This is a genomic window from Agarivorans aestuarii (assembly GCF_019670125.1).
Taxonomy (GTDB): Bacteria; Pseudomonadota; Gammaproteobacteria; order Enterobacterales; family Celerinatantimonadaceae; genus Agarivorans; species Agarivorans aestuarii.
Window position 1 is genome coordinate 1,965,767 of the sequence record NZ_AP023033.1, and the last position, 12,750, is coordinate 1,978,516.

Here is a 12,750-nt window from a genome sequence, read left to right on the forward strand (position 1 = left end):
ATTGTAGATTGACCACTCCAAAAGCACGTAGATACAAGGTTTTACGTGATTTTATAAAAGTTCAATTTTTTATTGCAAAAATTTTTCAGCTTGATAATGTATTGACCAGACAGTGAGAAATCACTGTCGCACAGGGAATTTAAGGAACAAGTGTTTAATTGCTAAGAAGGCACAGGAAAAATGAAAAAGACAATTCTAGCGGTAGCAATACCAGCATTATTCGCAGCATCTGCACAAGCTGCAACTGTATATGACGCTGACGGCGTATCTGCTGACCTATATGGTCGTATGCAATTCGATATCGCTAACGATGGTAACGACACTGATGGTGTTGGTTCTGCTCGTTTCGGTTTTAAAGCTAAATCTGAAATTGCTCCAGGCGTATCTGGTCTAGCTCGTGGTGAGTGGCAAATCCGTGCTGAAAACAGCACTTCAGACGCTAAGCAGCTTTCTGCTCGTCACGTTTACGCTGGTTTCGAATTTGATGACGCTGGTACTGTAGTATTTGGTCAAACTGATACTGCTTTCTACCAAGCTGTTGCCGCTACCGATATCTTCAACACTTACGGTTACGAAGCATTCAACCTAATTGAAGACGGTCGTCAAGAAGGTCAAATCGTATACAACGGTGAGTTTGGCGGGTTCTACGTAGGTGCTTCTTACCAGTTCCGCGATGAGAACTTCAAAATTGACCTAGGTAACCCTAACTCAGGTGTACCTTCTGTACCTACTAACGAGAAACTTGATTCTGGTTACGCTGGTACTTTAGGTTATAACTTTGACTTCGGTCTTGGTCTATACGGTGGTTACCACGTAGAAAAATTCGCTGCTGGCGAAGATAAGAAAAACATGGCTCTATCTGCTACTTACTCTTGGGAAGACCTATACTTAGGCGCTGCTTATGTAGGTACTGAGATGGGTGACGCAGAGCTTAAAGGTTACGACCTAGTAGCTTCTTACGACATCAACGCTGTTTCTCTTTACACCGGTTACGCTGCTCAAAAAGCTGAAGGTTCAATTAGCGACCAAGGCGATACTGCTAAAGCATTCAAACTTGGTGCAGCATACAAGTTCAACAGCAACATGAAAGCATGGGCTGAGTACTTGAACAATGGCCTTGAAGGCGCTGACAACGAGTGGACTATCGCAGTACAATACAACTTCTAAGTTTATTGTTGCGATGAACGCTAATTAAGCGTTGTATCCAAACAAAAAGCTCACTTCGGTGAGCTTTTTTAGTTTTACCCCACACCAAATAACTTCTAGTCTTGCCTGCAGCCCCTCTCTAAAAACCTTTTTAAATCTTCAAGTTACTTAATATTTTGTTAAAAAATAGACATTATTTAGATGATTATTTCGCCAGGATGCCTATTGTGGTTTTAAAAAACTAGAAAAGTTCATAAAAACTTCAAAAAAATGTTGATTTCATTCTCATTATCAGCAAATATGTCCGCCGTGAGAAGGACTTCACTGCTCAGGGAAACCATTCCAAGGATGTAAGAATGGGTCATGGAAGAGATAAATTATCAATCTCAAAATAGGCAGTGGAACATTGAAAAAGACTATTCTAGCAATCGCAATCCCAGCATTATTTGCAACTGGTGCAACTAACGCTCAAGAAATTTACAACGACGGTGAAAACGCATTTTCAATCGGTGGTCGCCTTAACCTTATGGTTGAGTCTGCTAACAACGATGGTGAGCGCGATCTTCGTTCAGAAAACAACTCTTCACGCATTAATCTAAACTTCTCTCGTAAAATGAGCGATAACGTTACAGCTCGCGCTACTATGGAATACGGTTTAGACAACCCAAGTGGTAACAGCGACTCTCCTTTCTTCAACCGTTTAGGTTTCATTGCTGTTGACCACGCAGACTACGGTTCTGTTTCTTACGGTAAGCAATGGTCTACTTACTACACTGTTACTGGCGTAACCGATGTATTTTGGGTTTACGGCGGTACCGCAATGGGTATTTACGACAACGGTGACAAAGTAGGTACTGCTCGAGCTAACGATGCACTACAATACAACGGTAGCTTTGGCGGTGTTAATTTAAGCGGTCAATACCAGTTCGCTGACGAAACTGAAGATCGCAAAGACAGCTACTCTGGTGCTATTTCTTACGACTTTGATTTTGGCCTAAACATTGGTGCAACTTACCACCAAATGAACCGTACCGAATCTGCTAAAGCAACTTTAGATACTGGTGACAACAAATTAACCGCTTTAGCTGCTAGTTACAACCAAGGTCCTATCTACGCTGCTGTTTCTTACGGTGAATTCAAAAATCACGTTTCTTTCGCTAAAGACACTGTTTCAGACAAAGCTATCGGCCACGAAGGTGTATTCGCTTACACGCTAGACATGGGTCTACAGCTTTACACTGGTTGGAACGTTCAAGAAGACAAAAACTCTTCTGCTGACCTAAAAACTGCTTTAGTTGGTGCAATGTACGATTGGAACAACGTTCTTTTGTACACCGAGTACCAAGACGAGACTACTAAGTCTGTATCTGGTGCTAAAGAAGACGACAACCGCTTAGCTGTGGGTGTACGTTACAACTTCTAATTCTTCTAAGAAGATGGAAGTAAAAAGGCCACCTAAGGGTGGCCTTTTTGTATTTACTGGTTAAAGTGCGAAACTTTCGCGCCGCTTAAACATACGGTGTTTGTCACTACAGCGTTGACAGCGTTGAGTGCTTGGGTCGTTCTCTAAACGGCTAATTTCAATCTCTTCTTCACAGTCGCTACACAAACCATATAAACCTAAGTCTATTTGGCAAAGTGCTGCGTCAACCCTTTGTAATTGTTTTAACTGAGTCGTTAGCTCTGAGAGCTGCAATTTCAGGGCCTGGTCAATAAGTTCTTCGTTAGTTAAAGACTGCAATTTGTCAGCTGTTAGTTTTAAACTGGTTTTTTCTGAGGCAGTTAAAATTGAGATTATTTCAGACTTTAACTGCTCTAATTGTTGCGTGAGTCGCAACTGATAATCTCTAAATTCCACGTTTAAGCCCAATTATTAAATGAGCTAGCAGTATAAACACCGGGTCTAACCCCGAGATATGATGTGAATCAAAACGAAACACTAAAAAGCTATATAACTACTTTTATTAGGGTTTTGTTGATCTAATACAGAATATGAGCAAATAGTGCGAAGAAACGTAAAGCCAAGCTTAAGGAAAGGTCAATCTTTGCATTGCTGTAAGCGGATTTGCTTAACAATAGAATTGGTATCTTTTAATACTCTGATGTTGCGAAATAGATCGTCGGCTTCGGTGTAGTAGCCAGAAAGATATCTTAACCACTGTTTCACCCGGCTTTGGTAGTACTTGGCTTTTTCACTGGTGATTTCGTGTTGAGAATAGCGGATGAGTAGCTCAATCACTGCTGACCAAGGCAATGGTTCTTCGTCACCTCGTACTACTTTAGCAAGGTTCGGAATAGTAAGTGCGCCGCGGCCAATCATTACATCTTCACAATCGCTGGCTTCTTTGCACTGTAAGTAGTTTTCTCGGTTCCAAACTTCTCCATTAGCAATAATAGGAATAGAGAACTGCTGTTTAACTTGCTTTATATAGTGCCAATGCGCTGGCGCTTTGTAACCGTCGAGCTTGGTCCTAGCATGAATGGTTAGCTCATTGGCGCCTGCTTCTTGCACAGCTTGTACAATATCAAAACAGTCATCTTTGTTTTCCCAACCTAAGCGAATTTTGGCAGATACAATATGCTGCTTGGGTACGGCTTTTCTTACTTCACTTACAACATCATAAATCGACTGAGGGGCTTTTAACATAGAGGCACCACCGCAGCTTCCAGTAACAGTATTGCTGGGGCAGCCAAAGTTTAGATCTAAACCATGAGAGCCAAGTTCGATAGCTCTTACCGCATTTTCTGCCATGGGACTAGGATGCTGGCCTAACAGCTGTACTCTAACCGGGGTGTGGCCTGCTATTAAACCTTGCTCCTGTAGTTCCGGGCAGTACTTGTAGAATACTTTGTCGGGCAGGGCTACGTCAGTAACACGAATGAACTCTGTTACGCACCAGTCGTAGCCACCACAACTAGACAAAAGCTGGCGCATGGAAGCATCTGCGACACCTTCCATTGGGGCTAAAACTACGCGCATAGTAAACCTTGGTTTGAAAAAGCGGCCATTCTAACGGTTTGCGGCGTCTCCCGCTAGCAAATTAGCAAGGTAAACTATCTTCCTAGATATGTTAGTTGCTCAGTTTATTTCCATGTTTTTGCTGGGTGTTTGTAGAGATGATGCTCACGTATAATTGATTTAGATCAATGTTGATTGAATTTAGTTTAAAGGTGAAGTTTAGATGGACCAGCAGTTTAAAGAAGATTATAACGTATTCTATTTCCTAGGTTTTGTAGTAGCTTTGCTGTTGCCAACCTTACCTTTGAGCTTGTCTCTACTAAAAATGTTTGCTTAGTTTTTAGCTATTATCTAGCTTAGCACTGCGTTGCTTTATTGCCATAAACTGAGATAATTAAAGATTGTAAATACGCCCATCCTGTTTGGGCGTTTTTTTTGGAAAATGGAAGCCGGTATGAGCAGCGCTAATCTTGAGTATATAAAGAACGCAATTAAAACTATCCCTAATTACCCAAAAGAGGGGATATTGTTTAGGGATGTTACCAGTTTAATTGAAGATCCTAAGGCTTTTGCCTTGGTTATTCATGAGTGGCAACAGCGTTTTGAAAATCTCGGCATCACTAAAATTGTTGGCACAGAAGCGAGAGGGTTCATTTTTGGAGCGCCGTTAGCGCTGGCTTTAGGGGTTGGCTTTATTCCAGTTCGTAAACCTGGCAAGTTGCCTCGTGAAGTCATTGGCGAAAGCTACGAACTTGAATATGGAATGGATACCTTAGAGATCCATACCGACGCTATTCAACCTGGTGACAAAGTACTGTTGGTTGATGATTTAATTGCAACTGGCGGAACTGCTGAAGCGTCGGTTAAGTTGATTCGCCAACTCGGTGGAGAAATCAACTATGCGGCCTTTGTTATTAATTTGGTAGACTTACCTGGCGCACAGAAATTAACGACACTCGGAGTAGAATCAACTTATCTAGTTGAGTTCGAAGGCGAATAGGACAACAGCATTTAATGAATTATCAAGCCCTAGCGAGAAAATGGCGGCCAAAAACATTCCAGCAAGTGGTTGCCCAGCAACATGTATTAGCAGGCTTGATAAACTCTTTGGATCAGCAGCGCCTGCACCACGCCTACTTGTTTAGTGGCACTCGTGGTGTCGGTAAAACTACCATTGCGCGCTTGTTTGCTAAAAGCCTCAATTGTGAGCTTGGAGTCTCTTCTAATCCTTGTGGTAAGTGCAGTAATTGTGTGGAGGTTGACCAAGGTAACTTTGTTGACTTGTTGGAAATTGATGCCGCCTCACGCACCAAAGTAGAAGATACTCGTGATCTGCTAGACAACGTACAATATAGCCCAGCCAAAGGGCGCTATAAGGTGTACTTGATTGACGAAGTACATATGTTGTCTCGCCATAGCTTTAATGCGCTGTTAAAAACCTTAGAAGAGCCACCAGAGCACGTTAAGTTTTTGCTGGCAACCACCGATCCGCAAAAGTTGCCAGTAACGGTATTATCTCGCTGCTTGCAATTTCAGTTAAAAGCGCTAAGCGAAGAGCAAATTTCTCAGCAACTTGCGCATATTTTGGATGCTGAACAGCGCCAATATCAGCCAGCAGCACTTACCGCGTTAGCGCATGCCGCCGATGGCAGTATGCGAGATGCCTTGAGCTTAACTGATCAAGCGTTAGCCTTGTCTAACAAAGAGCTAGCCTACCAGCAAGTACTTAATATGTTGGGAGTGTTAGATCCTCATCAGTTACGTCAGCTTCTTTGTCATGTCGTTGCCGGACAAACAGAATCGGTATTCAGCAAAATCTCAGAGTTAGCGAGTATGTCGCCTGATTACGAGCACTTGCATCAACAATTAGCTGAGATTATTCATAAAGTAGCGATGGCGCAGGTGCTACCAGCAAGTCAGCATGATGAAACAATTCAAATGCTTGCAGAGCAGGTAGATGCTCAGTTAGTCCAACTTCTGTATCAAATAGCTATCACTGGTAAGCGAGATTTTGCTTACGCGCCGAGTCCGCGTAGCGGCTTTGAAATGACCGTGTTGCGAATGTTGGCTTTCCAGCCTGCTGAGCAGGCCGAGGTCTCGACGCCAACGACTACTAGCGAAAGTGGCCCAAACACTTCAGATTTAGCTGATAAGAGTTTAGTTAAAGAACAGCAAGAGATTATTGAGCAAGCCACCCAGCAAGGCTATGAAATGCCTACAACTCCTGCGGTTTCACATGCTAGGAATAAGGCACCTACTCCCGTTGATAAAGACGAGCGGGTAGTGCAGCGAGAGCAGAGCATTGCTAAGCTAAAAAATCAGTTGCGTGGTGATAATTCTGAGCAACAGCAACAGCAACAGCAACAGCAACAGCAAGTTGAACAAGTTGCATCACCACAGGATGCTGTCAGCCCTGTAGAGCCAGCAGCAGAAGCGGGTATAGGGAATAGGCCACCAGTGGCAAGCCATCCGGCGCCTTCCCAAACACCACCTTCATCAACTCAAGCTGCTCCTCAGGCCAACACCAAGCAAGCCGCTGTTAGTGCAGATCAAGCAACGGTTGATGATAGTTATTATGCTCAGTTTGCTGAGATGAATGCTGACGCAGAATATGAAGAGCCTAATTACGCTGCCGAATATCAAGTTCAGGACTTACCGGCTGCATTGCCTAAGTCTGCTCCATTAGATGTACCTCAAGCACCGGCTAAAGAAGAAACAGCATCTTTATTGCAGTTAAGAAGCCAGCTACGTGGGCGAGGAAAGTCCGAAAAAAAGTCTAAAGAGGCGGGCGCCTCCAGCACTAAAACGCCAAATCTAGCTCAACAAGCGCCGAGAGAGCCGATCAATAGTGAGGCTGAAAACAACCAAGCAGACAATAATCAGCAAGCCACTCAAGTGGTGGTTGTTGAAGAGTCAGTCAAGTTTAGCGCTAGCACCAGTGATAATGACGAACGTTGGTCTGAGATGGTTAAGTTTATGGAACTTGGACCTATCGCTCGACAAATTGCGATTAACTCCCTCTATAAATTGGATGGCAGTACCGTAACGTTGCTGCTAAAGCCTCAGTTATCTCATTTGCCTAAGCCCAGCTCGGTAGCAGAGCTAAATCAGCAATTGAACGCATGTTTGCAACAGGGTATAGAGCTAGAAATTAATGTTGGTGAAAGCCCAAATGGCAAAACACCTTTAGAGTTGGCACAGTTACTTCATCAAAAAAATACCAATGCAGCCATTGATAGGTTATTGGGTGATCCTAATATCCAAGTATTACAGCAACGCTTTGGTGCAGAATTAGATAACGACAGTGTGAAATACCACTGAACAACTTGATTTTCGACATTAATCTAGATGTAATGTCGCAGTTATAACTAATAGAAGAGAAGAGAATAGTTATGTTTAAAGGCGGAATGGGTAACCTAATGAAGCAAGCGCAGCAAATGCAAGATAAAATGCAGCGCGCTCAAGAAGAAATCGCCAAAATGGAAGTTACTGGTGAGTCAGGCGCAGGCTTGGTGAAAGTTGTTATGCTTGGTAACCACAACGTTCGTCGTGTTGAGCTAGATGAAAGCTTAATGGACGACGACAAAGACATGATTGAAGATCTACTGGCTGCAGCGGTTAATGACGCTGTACGTCGTGTAGAAGAAACTAGTAAAGAAAAAATGGCTGATGTAACTGGCGGAATGCAAATGCCTCCAGGTATGAAAATGCCATTCTAAGCTAGCTTAGAGCAGCAAATTAATTAGGCCGCATTGCGGCCTTTTTTGTGCAACACTTAGCTTGCACGAACTTAGATTAAAAAGGTAGCAAGATGAAAGTATGCGGTGTAGAAATAAAAAGTAATGAAGTTATTGTTAGCTTGCTAACGCTGGAAGATGGATTGTTTCAAATTCCAGATTGTCGTGTGCGCCGCCTTACTTTAAGCGATATTAATAGTACTCAGCATTTACGTGATTTCCAGTTTGCCTTTACTAAGCTGATGAGTGATTACAAGGTTGAAAAGGTAGCGATTAAGCAGCGTCCAATGAAGGGTAAATTTGCCGGCGGTGCGGTAGGCTTTAAGTTAGAAGCGGCTATCGAGCTAATTGGTGAGCTAAATGTAGAGTTAGTATCAGCCACTAAATCTAAGCAAGTACTTAAAGATAATCCAATGCCAGTAGAGTTTGCTGCAACGGGCCTTAAAGCCTTTCAAGAAGCATCATTTACTACTGCATATGTAGCCTGCGTGGCTTGAACTTAAAGCTCTGTTTAAGGGCTGGAGTGAATTACAGCTAATAAAAAACCGATGCTTTGGCATCGGTTTTTTTGTTTAAAGCTTAAGGCTTAAGTCTAGTAAGCTTCGTTGTGTACAGAGAGTACTGCGCGACCAGAAGGATCAGCGTTGTTTGCAAAGCTCTCATCCCAAGCAATTGCTTCAGGCGTTGAACATGCTACAGATTTACCGTGAGGTACACACTCTGCTGCAGAATCCTGTGGAAAATGCTCTTCAAACATACCGCGGTAGAAGTAAGCTTCTTTGGTATCTGGCGTGTTAATTGGGAAGCGGAAGGCGGCATTCGACAATTCTTGGTCAGACACTTCTAATTCAACCAATTCTTTTAGGCTGTCAATCCACGAGTAACCAACACCATCAGAGAATTGCTCTTTTTGACGCCAAGCCACTTCAGCAGGTAAGTAACCTTCGAAAGCTTCACGTACAATGTGCTTCTCGATTTTCTCGCCAGCACACATCTTAGCTTCTGGGTTGATGCGCATTGCAACATCCATGAACTCTTTATCTAAGAATGGTACACGGCCTTCAATGCCCCAAGCTGCAAGAGATTTGTTAGCACGGTTACAATCGAACATGTGCAGTTTCTCAAGCTTACGAAGAGTTTCTTCGTGGAACTCTTGGGCGTTTGGTGCTTTGTGGAAGTACAAGTAACCACCGAATATTTCGTCAGCACCTTCTCCAGAAAGTACCATTTTAATGCCCATCGCTTTAATCTTACGGGCCATTAAGTACATAGGAGTAGACGCACGAATCGTGGTTACGTCGTAGGTCTCAAGGTGGTAAATAACGTCTTTAATTGCGTCAATACCTTCTTGAACCGTAAAGTGAATCTCGTGGTGAACCGTACCTAAATGGTCGGCTACTTTTTTCGCAGCAATTAAGTCTGGCGAGCCCACAAGGCCAACTGCAAATGAGTGCAATTGTGGCCACCAAGCTTCAGAGTTGTCATTATCTTCAACACGCTTGTCGGCATACATTTTGGTAATTGCAGAAATCACTGATGAATCTAAACCACCAGATAGCAGCACACCATATGGTACGTCACACATTAGCTGGCGTTTAACGGCAGCTTCTAAAGCTACTTTTAGATCTTCCACGCTAGCGTCGTTGTTTTCTACGTTTTTGTAGTCCATCCAGTCACGCTTGTAGTACTTAACAGGTTCGCCGTTCTTGCTGTACAAGTAGTGGCCGGGAGGGAACTCGCTTACGGTTTTACAAATTGGCGTCAGCGCTTTCATTTCTGAGGCAACGTAAAAGTTACCGTGCTCATCGTAGCCAGTGTAAAGAGGGATGATACCAATATGGTCACGACCAATGAGGTAAGCATCTTCTTCAGAATCGTATAAACAAAAACCAAAGATACCGTTTAAGTCGTCTAAGAACTCAATACCTTTTTCTTTATACAAGGCTAAGATGATTTCACAGTCAGACTCTGTCTGAAATTCAAAATCAACATTAAGCTGAGCTTTAAGATCTTTGTGGTTGTAGATCTCGCCATTTACTGCAAGAGCGTGAGTTTTTTCGGGATTGTATAGAGGTTGTGCGCCGGTATTCACGTCAACAATTGATAGACGCTCATGCACTAAGATGGCATTTTTTGAAGTGTAAATACCTGACCAGTCCGGGCCACGGTGGCGTAAACGCTTTGACATCTCAAGTGCTTGCTTACGCAATACACTGAGGTCAGATTTAATGTCTAGAACTCCAAATATGGAACACATACTCTTCCCTTAACTACTTTGTGTTTACTCTCGAACAAATGGTACTTCGCCATTTGTTCCAATATTGCCCTCAATTTGCCAAGATCAGAAATTATTGCAAGTCCTGAATGACATTTTTTGCTAAAAAAGGCCAGAAAACTAATAATTTTTAACAAACTGGCTATTTTTGTAAGTCTTTTTGCAAATTTTAAGCTTTATTCATGTGGTTTATTGTTAGCAATGAGTTGTGCATGAACGTGGTCAGCAAAACCTGCACCGGCCTCATTGTATAGGTTAAATACTTCATCCGCGCCTAGGCGCTTTAGCTTTTCAGCATCATCGGCAAACTGGGCAATCGCGGCAATTTTAGCACTAAATTCACCTTTCTTAAGTTGCTTTAATGCATATTGGTTACCGTGGTGATGTGGCATGGCCAGTAACACCAGTTTTAGATCTTTTGAGGGCGCTAGCTTTTCCCAAAAATCAGAGTCGGTGGCATCGCCTTGAATGACCGCTCGGCCACTTTCGATTTGATGTTGGATCTTTTCTAAGTCGGTATCAATACCTATGACTAAGTCTGGATAATGTTGCTGCAGCATGTCGTACGCGCCTTCACCAATACGCCCCATGCCCAATATCACCACTTGCATTTGCCCCAACTCAATTGGCTGATCTTCTAAGTGCAATTTTGAGCGTTGTAAGCGTTTAAGCGAGGGGCGGATAAACTGATAAATAATATCGGCATTTTTGTGGATTGGTGCAGCCAGCAAAAAGCTAATGCTAACGGCCATTGCTAAAGTAGCCATCCAATCCCCATGTAACCAACCTAATTGAACGGCTACAGCGGTAACAATTAAGCCAAATTCGCTGTAGTTTGCCAAACTCATCGCACCCAAAAATGCAGTGCGCGAACGCAGTCTAAATTGCAGCAAGTACAATAAGTAAAATGCTGATTTTATGACTAAGATTCCAACTAAGAATAATGCAATGTAAATTGACTCAAAACTAAGCTCGCTAGATAGACCAATAGACAAGAAGAAAGCGACCAAAAACAGCTCTTTAAAGCTAAATAAAGCTTTAGCCATGCCACTAGCAGCAGGGTGGCCAGCTAGTAACATACCAACAACTAACGCGCCTAAATCTGATTTAAGACCTACGCTGTCGAACAGTTGCGCGCCTAGTACAAAGGTTAAGAAAAAGCCGAGTACCAGTTGCAGTTCTCCGTGTCCCACCCGGTTCAATAAGCGATATAGCAGTGGGCGAAGCGGAAGCAATAATAGTAATAGAGGGGCGTACATAGTTGGCAATTTGCCAGTGGTGGCTGCCAGAAATACTACCGCAAAGATATCTTGCATAATTAACACACCTATCGCCACACGGCCATAAAGTGCATTCATTTCACTTTTATCTTCTAATACTTTTACCGCAAACACAGTGCTGGAGAAACACAGAGCAAAAGACAATATAACAATACCGGTTGTCGATAGCTCGCCAATACTGCTAATGCCAAACCATTTTACGGCAGATAACGTGCCTATAAATAACAGCATATTGGTGCCCATATGGGCGGTGGCGGTTCCCCAAACCTCTCGCTTAAACAAGGTGCGAACGTCTAGTTTTAAACCCACGGTAAACAGCAGCAAGGTTACACCTAAGTCTGCTGCTGTTGAGATCATTTCATTTTGTTCAAAGCCCATTTCGCGTAAGGCGAAACCTGCGGCTAAAAATCCTATTAGTGGAGGCAAGTGAGCTAAATGTGCAAGAAATCCTGCCAGAAACGTCACTGTTATTAGTATAGATATATCCATTAAATGCTAAATCTTTATCGCTATATTATGTCGATTGCTGCTACGTTAGGAAAAACATAGTTTGGCCTAAAGGGTACCATTTCAATGTCGGCTTCACTGCTCACACCAGATAGTACTAAAATGGTTTCTAATCCAGCCTGAAAGCCTGCCAGTATATCGGTACGCAAATTATCACCAATAATAACGGTATCTTCGGCATGGGCGCCAATTTTGTTTAATGCTGCTCGTACAATCCAGGCGCTAGGTTTACCCACAACAAAAGGCTTTCGACCAGTAATACGTTCTATTGGCGCGCATAGCGCCCCACATGCAGGGCTCATATTTGGGCCGTGGGTGTCGGGGTTGGTAGCAATAAACTGGGCGCCTTGGGCAACAAATTTTGCCGCGTGTTGAATCATATTCCAGTTGTAGTTTTTGGTTTCACCCACCACCACAAAATCTGGGTTGATGTCGGTTATGGTAAATCCGGCGCTATAAAGCTCATGGATTAATGCACCTTCACCGATTACGTAGGCCTTGTTGCCATCTTGGCGTTTGAGAAAATCTGCGGTAGCCATTGCTGAAGTGTAAAAGCAGCTTTCAGGGATATCTACGCCGGCAGTTTGAAAGCGATTTTGCAGATCTTGCGGAGTCTGAGCAGGATAATTGGTTAAAATCACTAGCTTGGTTTCATTAGCCAGTAAACGCTCGATAAATGCCTTGGCTCCGTCTATCAGTTGGTTGTCGTGCAGTAATACACCATCAATGTCACAAATAACTGCTTTGCTCATTCTTTTTCCTTAGAACCCTATTATCTGTAGTTCAGGGTAACGTAGTGTAGCTAAAAAGCGTTAGAGAAAAATAACCTTACGGCAACAAATAGCT

Annotated in this window: 11 protein-coding genes; 6 read left to right on the plus strand and 5 right to left on the minus strand. The window is 43.1% G+C overall.

Going from position 1 to position 12,750, the window contains the following annotated elements; all coding sequences use genetic code 11:
- Positions 1-180 precede the first annotated feature (180 nt).
- Together K5609_RS09155 and K5609_RS09160 are read left to right on the plus strand one after the other, a co-directional pair.
- On the plus strand, positions 181-1,167 hold the full coding sequence (locus tag K5609_RS09155) for a porin (RefSeq protein WP_221076893.1): 987 nt from the start codon (positions 181-183) through the stop codon (positions 1,165-1,167).
- 385 nt (positions 1,168-1,552) lie between these two features.
- A complete protein-coding gene (locus K5609_RS09160) occupies positions 1,553-2,569 on the plus strand; it encodes a porin (RefSeq protein ID WP_221076894.1) in 1,017 nt (338 codons plus the stop codon).
- Positions 2,570-2,629: 60 nt separating this feature from the next.
- Here the strand turns inward: K5609_RS09160 and K5609_RS09165 are convergent, their stop codons facing one another.
- The gene (locus K5609_RS09165) at positions 2,630-3,004 is read right to left on the minus strand and encodes a TraR/DksA family transcriptional regulator (RefSeq protein ID WP_246611969.1); all 375 of its coding nucleotides are present in this window, start codon (positions 3,002-3,004) and stop codon (positions 2,630-2,632) included.
- A gap of 180 nt (positions 3,005-3,184) precedes the next feature.
- A complete protein-coding gene (locus K5609_RS09170; RefSeq protein WP_152782428.1) occupies positions 3,185-4,126 on the minus strand; it encodes a tRNA-dihydrouridine synthase in 942 nt (313 codons plus the stop codon).
- 433 nt (positions 4,127-4,559) lie between these two features.
- On the opposite strand from K5609_RS09170, the gene apt reads away from it, so the two are divergent.
- The 4 genes from apt to K5609_RS09190 all read left to right on the plus strand — a co-directional run bounded on the left by apt (position 4,560) and on the right by K5609_RS09190 (position 8,339).
- Complete coding sequence (gene apt / locus K5609_RS09175) at positions 4,560-5,105, plus strand: adenine phosphoribosyltransferase (RefSeq protein ID WP_016401140.1); 546 nt, start codon at positions 4,560-4,562, stop codon at positions 5,103-5,105.
- Between the two features lie 14 nt (positions 5,106-5,119).
- Positions 5,120-7,426 (plus strand): DNA polymerase III subunit gamma/tau, encoded by a 2,307-nt coding sequence (gene dnaX, locus K5609_RS09180; RefSeq protein ID WP_221076895.1) that lies wholly within the window; start codon positions 5,120-5,122, stop codon positions 7,424-7,426.
- 71 nt (positions 7,427-7,497) lie between these two features.
- A complete protein-coding gene (locus tag K5609_RS09185) occupies positions 7,498-7,824 on the plus strand; it encodes a YbaB/EbfC family nucleoid-associated protein (protein WP_016401138.1) in 327 nt (108 codons plus the stop codon).
- 92 nt (positions 7,825-7,916) lie between these two features.
- Positions 7,917-8,339 carry a DUF3010 family protein gene (locus K5609_RS09190; RefSeq protein WP_221076896.1) on the plus strand — a complete coding sequence of 141 codons (423 nt, stop codon included), beginning with the start codon at positions 7,917-7,919 and terminating at the stop codon, positions 8,337-8,339.
- 95 nt (positions 8,340-8,434) lie between these two features.
- Here the strand turns inward: K5609_RS09190 and asnB are convergent, their stop codons facing one another.
- From asnB to K5609_RS09205, 3 genes are all read right to left on the minus strand, one after another.
- The gene (asnB, locus tag K5609_RS09195) at positions 8,435-10,099 is read right to left on the minus strand and encodes an asparagine synthase B (protein ID WP_163132761.1); all 1,665 of its coding nucleotides are present in this window, start codon (positions 10,097-10,099) and stop codon (positions 8,435-8,437) included.
- 194 nt (positions 10,100-10,293) lie between these two features.
- Positions 10,294-11,886, minus strand: a complete 1,593-nt coding sequence (locus tag K5609_RS09200) for a cation:proton antiporter family protein (RefSeq protein ID WP_221076897.1) — start codon at positions 11,884-11,886, stop codon at positions 10,294-10,296.
- 20 nt (positions 11,887-11,906) lie between these two features.
- Positions 11,907-12,656, minus strand: a complete 750-nt coding sequence (locus K5609_RS09205) for an HAD-IIA family hydrolase (protein WP_221076898.1) — start codon at positions 12,654-12,656, stop codon at positions 11,907-11,909.
- Positions 12,657-12,750 lie beyond the last annotated feature (94 nt).

What these genes read in the sequence shown, in the direction of transcription:
- K5609_RS09155 (WP_221076893.1), top strand. Translation starts at nt 181, where the DNA reads ATGAAAAAGACAATTCTAGCGGTAGCAATACCAGCATTATTCGCAGCA.
- K5609_RS09170 (WP_152782428.1), bottom strand. Translation starts at nt 4,126, where the DNA reads ATGCGCGTAGTTTTAGCCCCAATGGAAGGTGTCGCAGATGCTTCCATG.
- apt (WP_016401140.1), top strand. Translation starts at nt 4,560, where the DNA reads ATGAGCAGCGCTAATCTTGAGTATATAAAGAACGCAATTAAAACTATC.
- dnaX (WP_221076895.1), top strand. Translation starts at nt 5,120, where the DNA reads ATGAATTATCAAGCCCTAGCGAGAAAATGGCGGCCAAAAACATTCCAG.
- K5609_RS09185 (WP_016401138.1), top strand. Translation starts at nt 7,498, where the DNA reads ATGTTTAAAGGCGGAATGGGTAACCTAATGAAGCAAGCGCAGCAAATG.
- K5609_RS09190 (WP_221076896.1), top strand. Translation starts at nt 7,917, where the DNA reads ATGAAAGTATGCGGTGTAGAAATAAAAAGTAATGAAGTTATTGTTAGC.
- asnB (WP_163132761.1), bottom strand. Translation starts at nt 10,099, where the DNA reads ATGTGTTCCATATTTGGAGTTCTAGACATTAAATCTGACCTCAGTGTA.
- K5609_RS09200 (WP_221076897.1), bottom strand. Translation starts at nt 11,886, where the DNA reads ATGGATATATCTATACTAATAACAGTGACGTTTCTGGCAGGATTTCTT.
- K5609_RS09205 (WP_221076898.1), bottom strand. Translation starts at nt 12,656, where the DNA reads ATGAGCAAAGCAGTTATTTGTGACATTGATGGTGTATTACTGCACGAC.